Genomic DNA, 19883 nt, shown 5'->3' on the forward strand with positions numbered 1-19883 from the left:
ACGATGACCCCCCCGCATAACTACCTCGCCGTCATCAAGGTCGTTGGCATCGGCGGCGGCGGCGTCAACGCCGTCAACCGAATGATCGAGCAGGGACTCAAGGGTGTGGAGTTCATCGCGATCAACACCGACGCCCAGGCGCTGTTGATGAGCGACGCCGACGTCAAGCTCGACGTCGGCCGTGAATCCACCCGCGGATTGGGTGCCGGCGCCGACCCTGAGGTCGGGCGCAAGGCCGCCGAGGACGCCAAGGATGAGATCGAGGAGCTGCTGCGCGGCGCCGACATGGTGTTCGTCACCGCAGGTGAGGGCGGCGGCACCGGTACCGGCGGCGCACCCGTGGTGGCCACCATCGCCCGCAAGCTGGGCGCGCTGACCGTCGGCGTGGTGACCCGCCCGTTCTCTTTCGAGGGCAAGCGGCGCTCCAACCAGGCCGAGAACGGTATCCAATCGCTGCGCGAAAGCTGCGACACCCTGATCGTCATCCCCAATGACCGGTTGCTGCAGATGGGCGATGCCCAGGTCTCGTTGATGGACGCGTTCCGCAGCGCCGACGAGGTTCTGCTCAACGGCGTGCAGGGCATCACCGACCTGATCACCACCCCGGGCCTGATCAACGTCGACTTCGCCGACGTCAAGGGTGTCATGAGCGGGGCGGGCACCGCCTTGATGGGCATCGGTTCGGCGCGGGGCGACGGGCGAGCGCTGAAGGCCGCCGAGATCGCCATCAACTCCCCGCTGCTGGAGGCCTCGATGGAAGGTGCCCAGGGCGTGCTGCTCTCGGTGGCCGGTGGCAGCGACCTCGGTCTGTTCGAGATCAACGAGGCCGCCTCGCTGGTACAGGAGGCCGCGCACGCCGAGGCCAACATCATCTTCGGCACAGTGATCGACGATTCGCTCGGTGACGAGGTTCGGGTCACGGTCATCGCCGCCGGCTTTGAGTCGGCCAGCCCGAGCCGCAAGCCCGTCGTCGGGGGAACGACCACCGGCACCCAGCCCATCGCACCAGGTGCGGCAGGCAAGCTCAGTTCCTCGCTCTTTGATCCGAGCGATGCCGCCAGCGTGCCGGCGCACACCAACGGCGCGACGGTGCGGATCGGCGGCGGCGACGACGGTATCTCTGATGACGACGTCGACGTGCCACCGTTCATGCGGCACTGATCCCGCAGTCACCGCCGCCGATACTGGGTCTGTGACTCTTCGCATCCGCCGTGTGACCACCACCCGCTCCGGTGGCGTCTCGGCGCCGCCGTTCGACACCTTCAATCTCGGTGACCACGTCGGTGACGATCCCAAGGCGGTCGCGGCGAACCGCAAGCGGCTGGCCGCGGCGATCAAGCTGCCTGAGGACCACGTGATCTGGATGAACCAGACGCACAGCTCGGATGTCGCGCTCGTCGATGGGCCGCGCGCCGATGCCGTCGACGACACTGACGCCCTGGTGACCACCACGCCGCGACTGGCGCTGGCAGTGGTGACCGCCGATTGTGTCCCCGTACTGATGGCCGATGCGCGCGCCGGTGTGGTGGCCGCCGTGCATGCCGGTCGGGTGGGCGCGGCCGACGGAATCGTGTTGCGCACCCTGGAGACCATGCTGGCCAAGGGTGCTCGTGCCGCGGACATCTCGGTGCTGCTGGGCCCGGCCGTCAGCGGGGCCAATTATGAGGTGCCCGCGCAGATGGCCACCGACGTCGACGCCCGGCTGCCGGGCAGCCGAACCACAACCGCCAAGGGCACGCCGGGACTGGACCTGCGAGCCGGAATCGCACGGCAATTGAGCGGTGCCGGAGTAAAGGCCATTGACGTCGACCCGCGCTGCACGGTGGCCGACAAGAAGTTGTTCAGCCATCGGCGCGACGCGCCGACCGGCCGGCTGGCCTGTCTGGTGTGGATGGAATGACGGACACGGCACGCAGGGAGACCGATCTCGCGACCGCACTGGCCGCGTTGCGGAGCCGGCTGGCCGATGCCGCAGACGCCGCCGGTCGCGATGTCGACGGCATCGAACTGCTGCCGATCACCAAATTCTTCCCGGCCACCGACGTCGCGATCTTGTGGCAGCTGGGCTGTCGGGCGTTCGGCGAATCCCGCGAACAGGAAGCCAAAGCTAAGATCGCTGAGTTCGGCGAGCTCACCGGCGCGCCGGACGTGCGCTGGGACATGATCGGCCAGATTCAGAGCAACAAGGCCAAAGCCGTTGCCGCATGGGCGGATACGGTGCACTCGTTGAGTACGGCCAAGGTAGCCGCTGCGCTGGATCGCGGCACCGCCCACGCCATCGAGGACGGTATCCGGACTGTACCCGTGCGGGTGTTCATCCAGATCAGCCTGGACGGGGACACCTCGCGCGGCGGGGTGGACGTGGGCGACCCGGGCGCCGTCGATGCGCTGTGTGCCGAGGTCGCCGATGCCGACGCACTGACGTTGGCAGGGCTGATGGCGATCCCGCCGCTGGGTGCGGACCCCGACGCCGCCTTCGCGGTGCTGGAGGCCGAGCATCGACGCGTTTTGCACGACCACCCCGACGCGACAGGGCTGTCGGCGGGGATGTCCGGTGACCTGGAAGCTGCAGTGCGACACGGTTCGACGTGTGTGCGTGTCGGTACCGCGCTTATGGGACAACGTCCTCTAACGTCTCCCTGAGTAGTCACTCCAGTCACATCTTCATCACAGACACCGAACTTCACGCATTCAGAAGGGTCCAGCGATGAGCACTCTCCACAAGGTCAAGGCTTACTTTGGCATGGCGCCTTCGGACGATTACGACGACGAGTACTACGACGACGACGATCGCGGCGCTGCTCGCAGCTATGCCCGCCGGGAGCGCTTCGCCGATGACGAGTACGAGCGCCCGGGACGCTACGACGACCGCGAGCCGCGGATGGGTCGTGAATACGATGACCCGCGCGACGCCGAATACGCGCCGACCGGTGGCTTCCGCGCCCAGTACGGTGACGAGCCGCGGTTCCGCCCGCGCGAGTTCGATCGCCCCCACGACATACCGCGCGCGTCCCGCTTCGGCTCACTGCGCGGCTCGACCCGCGGCGCGCTGGCGATGGACCCTCGCCGGATGGCCGAACTCTTCGAAGCCGGCAGCCCGCTGTCGAAGATCACCACGCTGCGCCCTAAGGATTACAGCGAGGCCCGCACCATCGGCGAGCGCTTCCGCGACGGTCAGCCGGTGATCATGGACCTGGTGTCTATGGACAACGCCGACGCCAAACGGCTGGTCGACTTCGCCGCCGGTCTGGCATTCGCGCTGCGCGGATCCTTCGACAAGGTGGCCACCAAGGTGTTCCTGCTGTCGCCTGCCGATGTCGACGTCAGTGCCGAGGAGCGCCGTCGGATCGCCGAGGCGGGTTTCTACAGCTACCAGTAGTCTGCCGCCCGGCAAGACTGGGTACGCTGACAGTGGCGCACTGGGGCAACCCAGCGGTATCGCCAACGTCACATCCGCTGTTGATTAAGGACAGGCTCTAGTTGTCGCTGTTCTTCGAAATCCTGGGCTTCGTCCTGTTCGTCTTCTGGCTGCTGTTGATCGCCCGGGTCGTCGTCGAGTTCATCCGCTCATTCAGCCGAGACTGGCACCCACGGGGATTCACCGTCGTGGTTCTCGAGTTCATCATGACCATCACCGACCCGCCGGTGAAGCTGCTACGTCGTCTTATCCCACAGTTGACGATTGGCGCCGTCCGGTTCGACTTGTCGATCATGGTGCTGCTGCTGGTGTCCTTCATCGGGATGCAGCTGGCTTTCGGCGCCGCGGTCTAGGGGCGGCAAGGTACCTCGATACTTCGTCAAACACGATTAGCCACGCCGTGGTCGTGGTATCGAAAGTTTGAAATTAGCTCTTAATTATCAGACCGACGGTTCTGGTGTGACAGGATGGACGCCAGTTACAGTACGGACCGAACCTGCGACGCGTTCTACACTTTGCAGACGCATAACCGCCCAGACCCGAGGGGGCAGATGATGCCGCTTACACCGGCAGACGTGCACAATGTGGCATTCAGCAAGCCGCCCATCGGCAAGCGAGGCTACAACGAGGACGAGGTTGACGCCTTCCTCGACTTGGTGGAGCACGAGCTGACTCGCCTCATCGAGGAGAACTCCGATCTGCGCCAGCGGGTCGCCGAGCTGGATCAGGAGCTGGGTGCCGCGCGCGCCGGTGGTGCCGTACCGCAACCGACGCAAGCGATTCCGCTCTACCAGCCGGAACCGGAGCCCACGCCGGCTCCCGCTCCCGTGCAGGTTGCCCCGCAGCCGGTCCAGAGCCCGGTGGTCAGCGAAGAGCAGGCCATCAAGGCCGCTCGAGTGCTGGCCCTGGCCCAGGACACCGCGGACCGGTTGACCGGAACCGCCAAGGCCGAGGCCGATAAGCTGCTGGCCGACGCCCGCGCGAACGCCGCCCAGATCGTGTCGGAGGCCCGGCATACCGCCGAGACCACGGTCGCCGATGCCAAGCAGCGCGCTGATGCGCAGCTCGCCGATGCGCAGACCCGCGCCGAAGCGCAGCTGCGGCAGGCGCAGGAGAAGGCCGACGCCCTGCAGGCCGACGCCGAGCGCAAGCACACCGAGATCATGGGCACCATCAACCAGCAGCGCACTGTTCTCGAGGGACGGCTGGAGCAGCTACGGACATTCGAGCGCGAATACCGCACCCGCCTCAAGACCTACCTGGAGTCCCAGCTCGAAGAGCTCGGGCAGCGCGGGTCGGCCGCGCCGGTCGATTCCGGTGCGAACAGCGACGGCGGCGGGTTCAACCAGTTCAACCGGGGCAATAACTAATCATTTGTCGACCGAAGGTTGATCGATGCTGATCGTTGCCCTGGTATTGGCGGTGATCGGCCTCGCAGCGCTGGTCACCGCGGTTGTCACCAGCAATGAGCTTGTCGCCTGGGTGTGTATCGCGGCCAGCGTGATCGGTGTCATCCTGCTGGTCATCGACGCGATCCGGGAACGGCAGAGCCGTCGTGGCACCGATTCCGAGGCGACGACAGTGGCCGCGGATGCCACGGAGTCGTCGGCGACGGCCGAGACCACCGCCTATTCGGAAACCGATGAGGCGGTCGACTCCACGTACTCGACGTTCGATGCCGACTACCCCGACGATGCGACGGCCGAAGTGCCGGTCGATCAGGAACCGGCGATCGACGAGGCTCTGGAACCCGCGGCGGCCGATGAGCCTGCGGCCGATGAGCCTGCGGCCGAGGAGCCTGCGGCCGAGGAGCCTGAGAAGGCGTCGGAGGAAAAGTCTTGCGGCGAGTCCGGCTCACGCTGATCTTTTCTGTACCCGGTGGGTACAGACCATCATGAGCATCCAATACGCCAGCGTCGTCGACCATCCCATCGATGAGGTCTTCGCCTGGCACACTCGTCCCGGTGCGATGCGACGGCTGATTCCGCCGTGGCAACCGATGCACATCGTCGCCGAGACCGAGTCGCTGGCTGACGGGCGCGCGGTCCTCGGGCTGCCCGGCGGGCTGCGCTGGATCGCCCGCCACGATCCAGCCGGCTTCGACCCGCCGCACCAGTTCGTGGACGTGCTGTCCTCGGACGGGCTGATGACCCTGCCGCCCCGGGTGATCGGCTGGTGGCGTCATACGCACCGATTCAGTGATGCCGGCGCGGGCAGCACGGCCGTGCACGACGAGGTCGACACCACGGTGCCGGGCGCGGCGCTGCGCGCGACGTTCGCCTACCGGCATCGGCAGCTGGCCGATGATCTTGCCGCCCATCGCGATGCCGCGCAGGCGGGCGCGGGCACACTGGCCGTGGCGATCACCGGCTCGTCCGGCCTGGTGGGTGACGCGTTGACCGCCCTGCTGAGCACCGGCGGGCATCGGGTGATCAAACTGGTGCGCCGCGATCCTATCCGGCCCGATGAACGGCGTTGGGAGCCAAGCGATCCGGCTCCTGACCTGTTCGACGGCATCGATGCTGTCATCCATCTTGCGGGTGCCTCGATTGCCGGCCGGTTCACGCAGGCTCACCGCCGGGCGATCCGAGATTCGCGTATCGAACCGACCCGTCGGTTGGCCGAAGTGGCTGCCGCGTCGGGTGGGCTGCGGGCGTTCGTCAGCGCATCGGCGATCGGGATCTACGGTTATGACCGAGGTGACGCGGTGTTGTCTGAGGACAGTGCCCGCGGTGCCGGGTTCCTGGCCGATGTGGTCGCCGAGTGGGAGGCCGCCACTGAACCCGCCGCCCGCGCCGGGATGCGCACGGTCTGCGTGCGCACCGGCATCGTGCAGGCCGCCCGCGGTGGCACTCTGCGACTGATGCGACCGCTGTTCGCCGCCGGACTGGGCGGCCGGCTGGGCAGCGGCCAGCAATGGCTGTCCTGGATCGGCCTCGACGATCTACTCGACATCTACTACCGCGCCGCCTACGACGACAGGCTGACCGGTGCTGTCAACGCCGTTGCGCCAAACCCGTTGCGCAACAACGCATATACGACGGCGTTGGCCACCACGATGCATCGCCCTGCCGTGCTGCCGGTGCCTTCGATCGGCCCGAGAATACTGCTGGGCGCCCAAGGCGCACGCGAACTGGCCGAGGCCAGTCAGCGCGTGCTACCCGCCACACTGCAGGCCGTCGGGCATCGATTCCGGCAGCCGACGATCGCCGACGCGCTGGCCCACCAGTTGGGGCACGATCCGGCCTGATTAGTTGCAGTCCCGAGTCAGCTTCACGCCGTCACCGGCGGCCAGCGGGATGCTCTGTTCTACGGCGGGCAACTCGCCGAGCTCGGTGGAGTCTATCTTGCCGGCCCCGAGCCGGGTTCCAGTCGCGTAACGAGCCCGGGCTCGGGCGGGTGGGCGGGCCGTTTCATCGAGGTCAGGTTGCGAGTGAACGGTTGGGGCCATGCAACCGCCGCGCGCGTCGCGGCGATGTGTTATCTTCGCCAGATGCGGAAGGTGGGCTGTTCAGCGGCGATTGTTATGTTGCTGGTTGCGGGGTGTTCGGGGGCGAAGCACACGGCGGACGCGCCCAAGGCATCCAGCCCGGCGGCGACCTCGACGCAACAGCCCGCACCCGCGGCGGCTCCGGCTCCGGACAAACCGGTGTTGAACTGGGGATGCCGCGGGGTGGATCCCGCACCGCCCGATGTCCTTCCTCCCGCCCCTGCGCGCCCGAAGGCCAAGAACGGATCGGGTTCCGGCGGAGAGGTCTTCGGCGACCCGGAGGCGGCCAGCCGCTACTGGGCGCAGCAGAGCCAAAGCGATTGCGGCCTGATGGCGACCCGGCTGGCCATTGCCGAACTCACCGGCCAGGTGCCCACCGAGGCGCAGATGATCGACCTGGCCAAAAAGACGCCGAGTCAGTGCAGCCCCGGTGAACCGGTGTACGACGACAGCTTCGACCCGTCGGATGGAGGGACCGGGCACGGCACGTGTACAACGGATCTGGCCCTGCTGCTGAGTCAATACGGCGTCGCGTCGCAGTACACCAGCGACAGTGAACGTGGCCTGCCCACCGGTCTGAATGCGCTCGAGGGCTACCTCGGGGACGGTAAGCAGGCCATCGTGTGCGTCAGCTCCGCGTGGATCTGGGATACCGACGGCGACCGCAGCCGGTGCGGGCATCTGGTGACGGTCGCTGCCATCGATACCGAGGAGGACCTCGTCTACCTCGGCGACAGCGGCGGCGACGACACCCGCGGCGAGACGGTCAGCATCAATATCTTCGAAAAGGCCTGGGCGGCAGGCGGTCACGAAATCCTTCTGGCCGGCTGACCGGGCTCATCTCGAAGGCTGGGGCGGCGGGGCGTCGTCGGGGGGCCAGTTGCTTGCCGATCGGCGTTGGCCGCCAGGTCGTAGATGTCAGTGGTCTGGATCGCGCTGTGGGATGTCAGGCCAGGCCCAGGAGCGCGTCGTTGGTGTGGGCGTAACTCCCATTCGCGCCTGGTTCGTAGAGCAGTGGCTTATCGAGGGCATACCTCAACAGCGCTGTGGCGATGGACCGGACTCGGGCCATGAAGGCTAACCGGCGACCTTGTCGAGGAACCCCCGTACCAGCAGCCGCAGGCGGCGGGCGGCGTCATCGACGTGGATGGTGGTGTCTGCCCGCAGGTCGTCGGCGTTCAGGCCGAGCCGTACCAGGTCACCGCCGTCGCGGTTGCGGTCGTCGTCGATCCACAGCTCCAGCAGCTTGTGGTCGAGTTCGGGGTGGAACTGTAGGGCCATTGCCCGGCCGAGAACGAAAGCCTGCGCAGCGCGGTCGTTTTCGGCCACCAGTGTGGCACCGGGCGGGGGAGTGAGCCGGTCGAAGTGCCACTGGAACCACGGCCCGTCGTCGGGCACCAGATCGGCATCACTGCTGCGCACCGTGTGCCAGCCGATCTCGGGGTCGGTCGAGCGAGCCACGGAGCCGCCGAGCGCGGTGGCCACCAGTTGACCGCCGAAGCACACCCCGAGCACGCCGACGCCGGCGTCGACCGCGTGCCGCACGGTCTGGATCTCGGCGGCCACCCACGGAAGGCTGTCGTCGTACACCGCCCACCGCGAGCCCAGCGGCACTATCACGTCGTAGCGGGTTGGGTCGGGGAAGGTCACCTCGAGGGCCGGGTCGCCGGCCCGCGCGGCCGGAACCACCTCGAATGTGTCCACGGCGAAACCGAGTTCGGTGAACGTCTCGCCGAGTAGCGCCTCGGGCGCGATTGGATCGTTGTAGATGAAAAGGACCTGACGGGGCACTCGAACACGGTACGGCAGGAAGGCCGCTATCTGCAGTCCGAGGCTCCGTCGACGACCAGCACCGCACCGTTGATGTAGCTGCTCTGCGCGGTGCACAGGAATGCGATGGCCGGCACGGCATGCATGGGTTCGGTCATCGCCGTCTCGATGGGCGCGGGCGCGGTCAGTGATGGCGGCGGCACCGGCAAGTTCCACCAGGTCTGCGCTGACGGCTTCTGGGCCGACGGCGTATGCACCGGGACGAGGAGACGCTGCTGGTCGTCGAGGACGACAGGGATCAGCGAGAGAAAGCGCAGGCATCATGATCGTCGTCGGATACACCAATGACCAGTTCGGCGCGGCCGCGGTGGATGCCGGTATCGCCGAAGCCGCGCTACGCGACACCGATCTGCTGGTGATCGGCCTGCGGCACCGCAACCCGGTCGGCAAACTGCTACTCGGTAGCGTCGCGCAGCAATTGCTGATGGAATGCCCAAAACCTGTACTCGCGGTCAAGCCTGGCTAATAAAGAATAATGGAGGCCATGAGCGTCTCGTTGCTGGTCTGGGTGGTCACGTGCGCGGTGATACTCGGGTTGTTCGTGTTCGACTTTTACGCCCACGTGCGGGTGCCCCACGAACCGACGTTTCGCGAATCGGCCATCTGGTCATCGGTGTACATCGGGCTGGCAGTGGTTTTCGGGTTCGTCGTCTGGTGGCTATGGGGTGGCCAGTTCGCCGGTGAGTACTTCGCCGGGTACGTCACCGAGAAGGCACTGTCCGTCGACAACCTGTTCGTGTTCACGGTCATCATGGGGACGTTCGCGGTGCCGCGGGAGTTCCAGCAGAAGCTGCTGCTGATCGGCATCGTGCTGGCCTTGGTGATGCGCGCGGGGTTCATCGCCGTGGGTGCGGCGGCCATCAGCTCATTCAGCTGGGTGTTCTACCTGTTCGGAATCTTCTTGGTGCTCACCGCCGTCAAGCTCGCGAAGGAGGCCGGGCACGAGAAGGAGGTCGAGGAGAAACGCGACAGCCGGATCATCGCGCTGGTGCGCCGGTTCGTCCCGACGACCGACGATTACAACGGCGACAAGTTCCTGTCCTCGTTGGATGGAAAACGAGTCGTCACGCCGATGTTGTTAGCGCTCATCGCGATCGGGTTCACCGATGTGCTGTTCGCACTGGACTCGATTCCGGCGATCTACGGCCTGACCGAGCAGCCCTACATCGTGTTCACCGCCAACGCCTTCGCGTTGATGGGTCTGCGCCAGTTGTACTTCCTCATCGGTGGTCTGCTGGACCGGCTGATCTACCTGTCCTATGGGCTGTCACTGATCCTGGCGTTCATCGGCGTCAAGCTCGTGCTGCACGCGCTGCACGAGAACACCCTGCCGTTCATCAATGGCGGCCAACACGTTGCGGTGCCAGTGATCTCCACAGGCATGTCGATCGGGGTGATCGGTGTGGTGTTGTTGGTGACGACGGTGGCGAGTTTGGCCAAGACGCGGGGGCAGGCCAGGTCAACGTAGAGCGCTTCGATTTCCCACCCGATCACTTCAGGCTGGCAAGCCTTGTGCGTAGCATCTGTTTGAGATGTTCCGTCTGTAGGTCGTCGAAGCCGATCTCGCCGCATCGGTCCGGCCACTCAATCGCGCTGTCGATGATCCTGTCGATCATGTTCATCGTCGCACGTGTGCGGACTCCTAGCCGTGCGCCAGCCTCGACGAAATTGTTGCGGGTCAGCGTGTTCGCTCTCCCAAACAGATTGAGCGCTATCGGATCGTTCCACCTGGCGTAAGGCTGGGTGCAGAGCAAGTCGTAGGAGGGCGTGGGTTCCCACACCCCGTCTGGGTTGTAGATCGACATGTTCTTTCCGTGCAGGTCCCCATTTCCGATGAGCCAGCTGAAGACAACAACTTTCAATAACTCCGCGAGTGCTATCACTCGCGACCCGCCTCCCCGCGCGCAGGCGTCGGCGAGCACGGGTCCGGGTCGGAGCCGACATCTTGCCAGCACTGACTTTGGGTTGGACGCCCGCCAAACCGACGGGGTCGGCCTCGACGGAACCTGTCAGCCTTGAAAAGACCGCGTGAAAATCGTTGTCTCGCTCCGGTTCGAACAGCGGTAGCGGCAGGAGGGGCTCCGCGCCGGCGGGGAATACGCGAATGTTGCCAATAGTGTCGGCGCCGATGGCAAGTAACAATGTCAGATGGTCGTCCGCCGATGTTTTCGTTGAAGAGGTGACTACGCCAAGACGAACACCCTCTGGCAAGAGTCCGGCGAAAAAGGGTGGGACGGCCCCACCCGCGGTGATGACCGGGTATCCGCCAGACCGCAGCAATGACCAGGAAACCGATCGATCTCGTACACGGCCGATATCGCCTTCCTCAGCCAGATACTCGAAGCGAATCGAGTCGCCCCGTTCGCGTGTCAGCTGGGCCGCGAGCGCCTCGCCGATGTAAACGTCGGCGTCTTCGATCTCACGAAGGTCAAGCCCGATACGGTGTGTCATTCCTCATCCGGACGCACGTCGAGACGCAGGCCAAGGATGTTGGCGATCTCTAGGACCGAGTCAATCCTGGTTGCACCAGTTCCCGCTTCCAACGTCTGGACGCTGTAGCGCGACACTCCGGCCAGGTCGGCGAGCGTTTGCTGGGTAAGTCGCAGCGCCAACCTTCGCTCGACGAAGGCTCTACTTATGCCCGCTAGTTCAGGCATAAGGCCATCGCGTCGCGGGTTTGTGCGCCTTGGGGGAGCCATGACTCTCCTTATGCCTGATTATTCATGCATAAGCCAGGATGGGCTCCCAATCGGGTGCCGTCAAGTCCTTAGGCCTGATGGATCAGGCATAAGGATGACTGGTTTCGTCGTTCAGGTGGCGGCTGGCACCCTCTCAACGGCTAATTCTTGGTCAAATCCTCGATCAGCAGTGAGACCAGAGCCTCCTCGTGTACGGCTACCCCCATCCTTGCCATTGCTGAGGCCAACGAGGGATCCCACGCTGTTGGCACAGCATTACCAGTAAGTGGCAGACCTGGGCGGCACGTACGGACGGCATGGAGGTAGTCCTGCCCTGTGAGCAGCCACGGCAGCGCTCCAGCGTCGATGAGTCGTGAAGCAATGGCAATCCCCGGCCAATCGAAGTCACCGTGATATCGAAGCGTGACGCGGCCGGCCAAGAGGTGGCCGGCTATCGATGGGTTGCCGCTGAAGCAGACCAGTGGTCGATCGATGCACGCATCAGCGATGCGTTGGAGTACTTGCGGGTTTTCGCAGGCGTTCACGAGCGTTCCTGAACTCACCAGTGGCACAGCGTTCGCCAAGAGCTCCCGAATCGTCAAGTGGGTCACCAGTCCAAGGTCAGCGCGCAGGCGCATCATCGCCGCCCAGGGATCATCGCCCGGGGGCCGCAGTGCCCACGTGATCACTGTCCCCGAGATCGTGTCGACTGCGACGCCGACCGACTCCCACAACAGCATCCGATCGTGCGGAGAAGACGGCTCTTTCGTATCGCTGGCCAAACCAAGGGCGCGCACGGCCAGTCGCCCCGCCAACCTGTCGGTATCCAACGCGTGAGCATCGCCGGCAATGTCGGACGCCAATTCGCCGAGCACGCGAACGTGGGTAACAGGCCGGGTGATGACCGTTGCGATCGCGCGCGCCGCGACTTCGAATTGGCTCACACCTCGATCGAGTCCGGCGCGGACGAGTAATCCGGACGTATGGAGCCACGAAATCCATTCACGGGTCCATGGATACGCGCCGAGGCCGGTCCGCGCCACGATTTCCTCGACCTGCGCCCACAACGAGGTCGCAACTTCGGCTCGAAGTCGTCTCTCGGAAGGCCTATCCCGCAACGATTTTCCGGTAAGTTCGGCTACGACTGCGACCAGACCCCGTTTGGCGGTGCTGCGCAATAACGCATCGTCGATATCGGCCAGCAAAATGTTGCGTCCACCCGGCTGAATTGATTTACCCAGCAGACCGGACAACCGCTCGGCGGCGTCTAGATCCAGATCGAGGCGAATCGAACCGGTAACCGCATGTCCGTTGCGTTCCAGTCGATCTCGTATTCGCTGCCAGACAGGTACTAAGGTGGAGCTAGCCAGATATTCATGCAGCGGCGGTGGGAGAGTCACGTCGCGCTCAACGCATGAATGTGTCGGTGCTTGCCATCCCAGTGAATACGAGTCGCAATCGCCGCGCTATCGCCCATCCGACGGATCTCGTAGATATCCAACTCGGGAACCTCCGGGACAGTGCCCCACAGCGCATGACCTGTCATGACGAAATCGATGTCGAATCGGACTAGCAGACCAAGAAGTTCGCCGATGGTTCGGTCATCGATTTTCGCGAACGCGTCATCGAGTAACACCAAGCGCAGCGCACCCTCCGGCTCGGGAAGGCTGCTCAGGTAACCGTCCGCCGCGGCGAAAAGGGTCACGTAGGAGACGAATCTGGTTTCGCCCTGTGAAATCTTGGCGCGCCGTGAAATTCGACGCTGTTGATTTGGTTCTGGCCCGACGATGGTGACCTCGACATTGTGCCACTTGCGGTAGTCCAACGCTTCGGCTAAATGCATGGCGTAGCCGGCCGTCGGGTCCAGCGCGTGCCGGCCTTCCACGCGCATGCGTAGCAGAGTGATGAGTTCGTCATTGTCCTCTGCAGAGCGAACGGCGTCAGCAATCGAAACCAAGTGCATGATGCGTGCCAGCTCGGCGTGTTCCTTGTTCAGCAGCCATCCGATGCGAACACCGATGCCGTGGCTGGTCTCAATCGACGACAGACTCCTGTTCATTGCCTGAACTAGATTGGCCGCTTGGCTGATTCGCCGCCTCAGTTCGTCGGCTACGCCGCCAAGGACGAATGCTGTGAAGACCTCACGCTCGCGGGCGCTTAAAGCTTGTTTGCCCTCATCCACACGGCGCTCCAAGTAAGTCAAAACGGCGGTGGGTTCGTGGCGGTCTTCGGCACCTTCAATCCGAATCGAATACGCTTCGTGTTCGAACTCCGCGATCACGTCGAGCTGACCTGACGTATCGGCTTGAAAACGCTGCAACGCATGCTGAAGTTGTGTCACGCTAAACGATTTGATGGCTCCGATCGACAACAACGCCGAGTTGGCGACCGCGGAAACCGCCTCCGCGTCATCCGCGATTGAAACCTTTTCTATCGGTTCAGTTGTCGCAGCTCGCGCAAGTCCTGGCAGATCTAACTGCGCGTTGAAGCGAATTGCATGCTCGACAAGTGTGCCGCGTAGCGTGCTCGCGGTCGATTCCGCCACCGCGTCTAGCTTTTCGACTTCTGCGATGTCGGTCTTCACCTTCTCGAGCGCATTGTTGACGTCAGTCAGTTGGCGGTTGGTTTCATACTGAGCTGACTCGGTGCGGCGCAGTTCTGCGGTCAGTTCGGCTAGTGGCACGTCGAGCACCGCGTGCTGGGCCGCGAGTCTTGCCGCCGCCGCGAGCCAGTTGGAGCGTCGCGCTTCAGCTTCGGATTCCGCGTTCCTTCGCGCGTCGATCGAAGCATCGAATTCCGTGGCCGCACGATTGGCTTTCTCGATGCGGCCCATGACGGCACCACAGTCGGTGAAAAGTCGCCGACACGCTTCGCTCGCCTCTCGGCAACGTGTGACGGTAGTCCGCAAATCGCTGGCGTTGACGGGTAGATCGAGGCTGCCGCAGTATTTCTTGTGGCGATCAAATTCTTCCGCCCACGTGTTACGTCGTTGCACAGCGGTATCGGCCGACCGGCGAGCGGACGCTTCGGAGACGGAGGCACGGTCGGCTAGCGTCGAGGCCGCTGCACGAGACTCGATCAGTGCAGCTGATGTGGGCGCCGTCGCCACGTGATCCGCCAGTCGGAGCCCGGCTCTCTCAATCACGTCTCGCCTAGCGGCCCGGCTTCGACTTCGTTCGGCGAGTTCCTCAAGGCGTTGTGAAATCTGTTCTCGACGAGCTGCCCGTGCGGCAGCCCGGGCAGCAGCACCGATGTGACGTGCTTCGGCAGTCACGTAACGACCTGCCAGTGGCCCATTACGCCAGTTGCCCTCGGCGTCGATCGCTGTGGCAGCGTCTGGGTCCGCATACCCAATGGACCGCAGGAGTGCGGCGACGACATCTGCCGGCACATCAGAGGCAGGGTCGTATTGCAGCACCCGAGTAAGGGGTTGGTCGGCTTCGGAAAGTCCGGGCTGCAGAACAACTTCGCCGTTAGCGGCGTGGATCGACCCGTCCGCTTGCACGGTTGCGGTCAAGATGCTTGAAGCAAGCAGGGCCGATTCCAGCGCTGCTCGATCGGCTAGGGGAACGTCCGGCAGGAAGTCGACTGTCTGCCAAAAAGGGACTCCGCGTTGCACGGTGTGCCAGGGCGCGTTGGTCGGCGAGGGGTCGCGGGCTGCGTCGAGGTCGGCTCGTTCGGCGACGAGTGCGGCACGTGCGCGTTCGTCATCCGCCTCCTCGATACCGATGTTGTTGAGCTCGACGGTGTGTGCGTCGAAAAATGGTTTGGCGGTTCTGCTTGGTAACAGATTCAGCAGTTCCAGGTGGTCGACAACGGCGGGGTCGTCACCACTAAGTGCCTCGATATCGGCCTGCAGCACACCTACCGTCGCATCCGTATTCCAGAGAGCTCCGGGCATCAGCTCTTGCGTGTCCGAGCGTGAGATCCATTGCCGCCAAGCTTGGTTCAATGCAATGGCTGTGTCGTCTCGGTGGACTGCGGAGGCTCCCGCTGCTTCGTGGTCCTGTTCGGCCTGCGCGGCCGCGATCTCGGCGGCCGTTTCTACTTCTCGTACTGATTCCAATGCTGCGTCGAGTCGGCGAGCCTCCTGCTCGCGTCGCTCAGCCTGTCTGCTGCGTTGGTGGACATCGGCTTCATATTTTTCCGACATCGTCCTTACGGGTTCGAAATCGCTTGGCTGCACGGCGACCCTTGTCACAGTCGGACGCTCGATGGTCTGAGGTTTGCCGTCAAGAGTGTCCATAACGACGGCGTTCTCGCTGATCGCGGTCGAGTCGGAATACGCGATGGCAGCGGGAAGCCCGGGATGCGGGACGCCGCCGCCCGCCAACGTTGCTGACACCAAGACGAGGGAGTTGCTCGCCGACCTCACTGCTTCGCGTAGCTCCTCGTACCGCTCGTCCAACCTGTCGGCGGCGTTGGTCTCGCCACGGCGTGCGGATTGGGCCGACGCGAGGCTGGTCTCCGCAAGTGACCTGAGTGCTGCGACTGCGTCATCGCGCTGCTTGAGATCATCGGCCCTTTTGAAGAGATCGTGCTCCTTCAGTGCGATGATGGCCGCATTCAACTCCGCTGATTGGTCTTGGAGTGAGGTCTGAAGAGTCTGCTTGCCGTCGCGTCTCTGCTTCAGATCCTGTAGCTGAATCCTCAGCTCTTCTCGGTGTTCGTCGGATCGGAGAACGGCACTTGCCGCGCTGATTGCGTTCTTCGCACCGGTGGTGAGAACTGTGGCCGCATACGACCGATAAGCAGAATGGAATGTCCGTACTTGATCGAGGGTGCTGGCGAGTCGTTCTTGGGCAATGCGGGTTTCGGTGAGGTTGTCGAGCCGCTCGCCAGCATCATGCAAGGTCTGCTCGCTCAGTGGCGGCAGCGCATACGATATGAGCAGAGGTAAGTTGCCCTCATCAATGCGGTTGCCGACGTCTGGTGATCGCAGAGTGTGCATCAATTGGATGAGACCGGTGTAGCGGTCGCGACCTGCTTCGCCGCGAAGACCGAAAACTATGTTCCGCACGGCTTCTCGATGCCCTTCGGCATCCGTCACGTTGTGGATGCCAACGAGGTCGCTCAACGCATCGCGAGTCAGGGTGGTCCGGTTCTCTTCAATCAACTGCAGCTCATGCCCGACGCGCAGTGGCGTATTGAAGAAGTGAACATCGCTTCGATGCGCTGATGCACTGTATTTGACATGCGCACCGAGGGTGAGGTGTTCGGAGCCCCGAACGAGTTCGATCCATAGGTAGCCAGTTCGATTGGTCTGCTCTCGCGCCCCAGTGCGCATCAGCTCATCGAGGCTCACTTTGTTGGAACCAGTCGCATCCATTCGGCGTCGATCGGCGTCAAGGAGATATGGAAGCAACATCTCCAGAGCGCGAGACTTTCCGGATCCATTGGCGCCCCGGAGAATAAGCCGTCCGCCGCCGATCCGAAACTCCGTCTCGTAGTAGTGCCAGACATTGATTACGCCAGCCCGGTTCAGCCGCCAACGATGATCGAAGTGCTTTGCAGGCTGGCCAGGGCTCACGATGAAACCTCCCTGGCAACCGCCGTCTTCGTGATACTCGGCCGATAGCGTGCCGCTGCGGCGGAAACCGTTATCCCCAGTTCGTCGCTTCTGGCAAGCGACAGTGCCTCGAGGAACGCTACGACATCGTCTCGGAGCGTGGTCGTTCCATCGCTGTAGTCTGCTTTCCACGAACGGGCGTGGCCTGCGACGAGCTCCTCCAGGGCGGAATCGACTTCGGCCCAGGTGATCTGGAGCTTGGTGGAGTCATTTTCGGCGCGGGTGACAAGCGCGCCTATCAGGAGCAGGGCTGCCTGCTTGAGGCTTCCGTTGCCGGGAAAGTCAATGTCCGTGAGGTGGCCTTCGGCGTCGTAAGCGAGAATGCCCTCTGCGCGAACTTCGACGGTGAGTCCAAAGTTCTCCTCTAGATGTCGGGTGAGTTCGGTGCGCTCTCTGGAAAGGACGTCGAGCTCTCCTGCGGAGAGGTCACGACGATCAACGAGAGGATTCTCCACAAGCCGGCGGCGGAGACGCCGACGTGGCTGATCTGCCTCGCTGGTCAGGACACTCATCGGGTCGGCGTTGGGCCCCAACCTCCGTGCCAGCAGATGCGGCAACATTGGCCGGGAAACGGTCAGCAGCGCTTCGGTTCCCGAGCCCTCGGCCCACTGTGAGACCGATCCGTCCGTTTCGGTGACTACACCCCAGTCTAAGAGGGCTGTGATGGCGGCAACGAATCGTCGACGGTCGGATATGTTGTCGGTCAACGTGATGCCATTCTCGGCCGCATCGGACCGCACCTGGCTGACCAGCTGTGACAGCAGTACTTGATCGCCAAGGCCCGGCGCGAGTAGAGCGGCGCAGGTCAGGGCGAGGACTGCGTATTGTGAGGCGCCGAAGGGGGTTTCACTGCGGCGCAACAATGCTCGGGGTGGGGCGTTCTGTTCCAATGGTGCCTTCGTGAGGCGCGCAAAAGACGACTCGACGGTCAGCGTATAGCCGAGCTGGCCGGCGAACAGCGCTTTCAGCGCCGGGGCATGTAGCCGAATCTTGGCGAGAGTCTCTGGCGCGCGCGCCGCTGTCACGATTGGTGTGAGCAACAACGCCCGCGCCGCCTCCCGCTGTTCTGACATCTCCTGTGCACGTGTGCTGAGCGCAGTCATAAGGCGAACTGTTCTGCGGAGGAAGCGCTTTCGTGTGAGAGGACGGTCAGTCGGTAGTCGAAAACCGTCAGCGAACCGTCGCTCGATGTGACAGACGTGCGGTCGCCTGGCTCAGCACGTAGGCTGAAACCGAGGTCCTGGTTATCGACTACCCAGGAGGCGGCGGACTCGGTTTGCAAGGCCAACAATCGGGCAAGCTCATCGAGTAGGAGGTCGCGAGCGGCAGGCGAGAGTGTTGCGCCGTCAAGGCGGTTGGTCATGCGTAGTTCACGAGCGGCTGCCGCACTGCGATCGGCCTCCTCCCGGGCCGCCACCTCGATCATACGACGATCTGATGTCTCGTCAGGCACGCGCGAGCTGCGGCCGCGCAGCGAGCGTTCACCGCGCTCACGCAGAGATACCGGCACGTCGATGGGATCAGTCTCAAGCCACGAGCTGCTGGGATTGGCGCGTGGATCAGGTTCTTCGGGTCCCATCAGAAGATGACGGGAAGGGTATGCGCCGAAGGTCGCGTCGAATATGCGGTGCGCAAGACCATCCGAGGCCGTGTCGAACCACGTTGCCAGACGAAGGAAGTCGGCACGGCGCGAATAGCCAGTCGCCGACGCGTCGAGCATTCGCTTCGCATTCGCGAGGAGCTGCCCGAGCGCAGCGCCGGCCGCCGCCCTGAGCTGCGCCGGACCCGATTCGGTTCCCGCGTCGGTGTACCAGCGATGGAGCTCTTCCCACTCGGTTCGGGTTCGGCCACAGGATCGCTCCACTTGGACGCCTGGGCCGAGGTTCAGACTTTGGACACCACCGAGGATTTCGAGCATCGTGTCGAGGTTGCCGATGACGGCATCGAGCGCGGTTGCGATGATCGGCGAGTGTCGATTGACGTCGGCGGTGATGAGATCGATGTAATCGAGTAGCAGACTTTTGAATTCGGCATACTCGCTGGCGGCGAGATCGAACCGGCTCAACACCCCCGAGAGGTAGGCATAGAAATCGGTCACGCTGGCGGTGAATAGGCGTTGGTTGTTGAAGATCGTCGTGACGATTCCCGCGAGCTGATCTGCGTGCTCTACGTTCGATCCTTGGTTGACCAACGGCGGAATCTGTCCGAGAAGCTCTGCGATCTGGCCCAAGAGCTCCCTGGCCACCTCCCGTGCGCCATCTGCGGCTGCCATTATCTCGATGGCACCGCGGTGAACGCGACCACCGAGGCTAGTGACCTGGAAACGCGATCGAGCTCGAAGGTAGTCGGCAACTGTGTTCACTCGCGCGTCTCGCAAGGACGGCACGAGGTTGCCCCACCGCACTAGCTGTTTGCATCGGGCTTCCACAAGATCGGTATCCAGGGCGTACCCGACGGTCCGCAGCTGCTCGGCCACGGTTGTCGCCGACATGTCGGCAAGCAACGACGAAGTGAACCGCGTCATGATGGCGATGTAGTCAACACGTTCGTCGGCCGAAAGATACCGAAATAAATCGATATGAGGCGGTGGCTCGTGGTCGATACCTGCCACGCAACACCCCTCCCCGACGATGGGAAATAAGGGTATCGGGGCGGTACGACACTTGTCGTCGCAGTAAAAGTGTCCGAGGGGGACTTGAACCCCACAGAGCTGCCTTACCACGGCGTTAAACTGTGCCCTAGCTGCTAAAATACACGACTGTAATTGACCAGAACCTTCGGCCGATAACCAGAGTTTGTGTCCAAAGTGTGTCCACGGGCTGATACTTGAGGGGCTACGGAGGCATCGCAAACCTGTTCGGACTTACCGTTCGCCGTCGTGCTGGTCGGCCGCCGACT

The 19883-nt window shown here is 63.7% G+C and carries 19 protein-coding genes and 1 pseudogene; 11 read left to right on the forward strand and 9 right to left on the reverse strand.

The window, feature by feature from the left end; translation table 11 throughout:
* Positions 1-3: 3 nt before the first annotated feature.
* From ftsZ to G6N13_RS17810, 9 genes are all read left to right on the forward strand, one after another.
* A complete protein-coding gene (gene ftsZ, locus G6N13_RS17770) occupies positions 4-1161 on the forward strand; it encodes a cell division protein FtsZ (RefSeq protein ID WP_163699086.1) in 1158 nt (385 codons plus the stop codon).
* 31 nt (positions 1162-1192) lie between these two features.
* Positions 1193-1900 (forward strand): peptidoglycan editing factor PgeF, encoded by a 708-nt coding sequence (gene pgeF, locus G6N13_RS17775; protein WP_179965009.1) that lies wholly within the window; start codon positions 1193-1195, stop codon positions 1898-1900.
* Positions 1897-2643, forward strand: a complete 747-nt coding sequence (locus G6N13_RS17780) for a YggS family pyridoxal phosphate-dependent enzyme (protein WP_163699091.1) — start codon at positions 1897-1899, stop codon at positions 2641-2643. Before pgeF ends, G6N13_RS17780 begins: the two co-directional genes overlap by 4 nt.
* A 64-nt stretch (positions 2644-2707) precedes the next feature.
* The gene (locus G6N13_RS17785; RefSeq protein ID WP_163699095.1) at positions 2708-3379 is read left to right on the forward strand and encodes a cell division protein SepF; all 672 of its coding nucleotides are present in this window, start codon (positions 2708-2710) and stop codon (positions 3377-3379) included.
* 101 nt (positions 3380-3480) lie between these two features.
* Positions 3481-3771 carry a YggT family protein gene (locus G6N13_RS17790; protein ID WP_163699096.1) on the forward strand — a complete coding sequence of 97 codons (291 nt, stop codon included), beginning with the start codon at positions 3481-3483 and terminating at the stop codon, positions 3769-3771.
* Between the two features lie 201 nt (positions 3772-3972).
* Positions 3973-4788 carry a DivIVA-like cell division protein Wag31 gene (wag31, locus tag G6N13_RS17795; protein ID WP_163699098.1) on the forward strand — a complete coding sequence of 272 codons (816 nt, stop codon included), beginning with the start codon at positions 3973-3975 and terminating at the stop codon, positions 4786-4788.
* 25 nt (positions 4789-4813) lie between these two features.
* Positions 4814-5281 (forward strand): hypothetical protein, encoded by a 468-nt coding sequence (locus G6N13_RS17800; RefSeq protein WP_163699100.1) that lies wholly within the window; start codon positions 4814-4816, stop codon positions 5279-5281.
* 31 nt (positions 5282-5312) lie between these two features.
* Positions 5313-6668, forward strand: coding sequence for a TIGR01777 family oxidoreductase (locus G6N13_RS17805; protein ID WP_163699102.1), 1356 nt, complete (start codon positions 5313-5315; stop codon positions 6666-6668).
* A gap of 243 nt (positions 6669-6911) precedes the next feature.
* The gene (locus G6N13_RS17810) at positions 6912-7739 is read left to right on the forward strand and encodes a C39 family peptidase (RefSeq protein ID WP_163699104.1); all 828 of its coding nucleotides are present in this window, start codon (positions 6912-6914) and stop codon (positions 7737-7739) included.
* A 246-nt stretch (positions 7740-7985) separates the two neighbouring features.
* On the opposite strand, the gene G6N13_RS17815 is transcribed toward G6N13_RS17810, so the two are convergent.
* Both G6N13_RS17815 and G6N13_RS25310 read right to left on the reverse strand, forming a co-directional pair.
* On the reverse strand, positions 7986-8699 hold the full coding sequence (locus G6N13_RS17815; RefSeq protein WP_163699105.1) for a type 1 glutamine amidotransferase: 714 nt from the start codon (positions 8697-8699) through the stop codon (positions 7986-7988).
* A gap of 26 nt (positions 8700-8725) precedes the next feature.
* The gene (locus tag G6N13_RS25310) at positions 8726-8935 is read right to left on the reverse strand and encodes a hypothetical protein (protein ID WP_235677804.1); all 210 of its coding nucleotides are present in this window, start codon (positions 8933-8935) and stop codon (positions 8726-8728) included.
* Positions 8936-9000: 65 nt separating this feature from the next.
* Between G6N13_RS25310 and G6N13_RS17825 the strand changes: the two genes are divergently transcribed.
* A complete protein-coding gene (locus G6N13_RS17825) occupies positions 9001-9204 on the forward strand; it encodes a universal stress protein (protein WP_163699108.1) in 204 nt (67 codons plus the stop codon).
* An 18-nt stretch (positions 9205-9222) separates the two neighbouring features.
* Entirely contained in the window at positions 9223-10206 is a 984-nt protein-coding gene (locus G6N13_RS17830; RefSeq protein ID WP_163699110.1) for a TerC family protein, read from the forward strand.
* 22 nt (positions 10207-10228) lie between these two features.
* Here G6N13_RS17830 and G6N13_RS25315 read toward each other — a convergent pair whose 3' ends face one another.
* From G6N13_RS25315 to G6N13_RS17860, 7 genes and pseudogenes are all read right to left on the reverse strand, one after another.
* Entirely contained in the window at positions 10229-10693 is a 465-nt protein-coding gene (locus G6N13_RS25315; RefSeq protein ID WP_322789277.1) for a HipA domain-containing protein, read from the reverse strand.
* Between the two features lie 202 nt (positions 10694-10895).
* Positions 10896-11189: pseudogene (locus G6N13_RS25320) on the reverse strand (HipA N-terminal domain-containing protein); the annotation flags it as partial.
* Entirely contained in the window at positions 11186-11395 is a 210-nt protein-coding gene (locus G6N13_RS17840; RefSeq protein ID WP_163699111.1) for a type II toxin-antitoxin system RelB family anti-toxin, read from the reverse strand. The gene G6N13_RS17840 and the pseudogene G6N13_RS25320, both read right to left, overlap by 4 nt.
* Before the next feature lie 182 nt (positions 11396-11577).
* Positions 11578-12816 carry a TIGR02679 domain-containing protein gene (locus tag G6N13_RS17845; protein ID WP_163699113.1) on the reverse strand — a complete coding sequence of 413 codons (1239 nt, stop codon included), beginning with the start codon at positions 12814-12816 and terminating at the stop codon, positions 11578-11580.
* Positions 12813-16946 carry a TIGR02680 family protein gene (locus tag G6N13_RS17850; RefSeq protein WP_163699115.1) on the reverse strand — a complete coding sequence of 1378 codons (4134 nt, stop codon included), beginning with the start codon at positions 16944-16946 and terminating at the stop codon, positions 12813-12815. Before G6N13_RS17850 ends, G6N13_RS17845 begins: the two co-directional genes overlap by 4 nt.
* Complete coding sequence (locus G6N13_RS17855) at positions 16943-18088, reverse strand: TIGR02678 family protein (protein ID WP_163699117.1); 1146 nt, start codon at positions 18086-18088, stop codon at positions 16943-16945. The genes G6N13_RS17850 and G6N13_RS17855 overlap by 4 nt, the downstream gene beginning before the upstream one ends.
* Positions 18085-19596, reverse strand: coding sequence for a TIGR02677 family protein (locus tag G6N13_RS17860; protein ID WP_163699119.1), 1512 nt, complete (start codon positions 19594-19596; stop codon positions 18085-18087). The genes G6N13_RS17855 and G6N13_RS17860 overlap by 4 nt, the downstream gene beginning before the upstream one ends.
* Between the last annotated feature and the right edge of the window lie 287 nt (positions 19597-19883).

Source organism: Mycolicibacterium sarraceniae (assembly GCF_010731875.1).
GTDB lineage: Bacteria > Actinomycetota > Actinomycetes > Mycobacteriales > Mycobacteriaceae > Mycobacterium > Mycobacterium sarraceniae.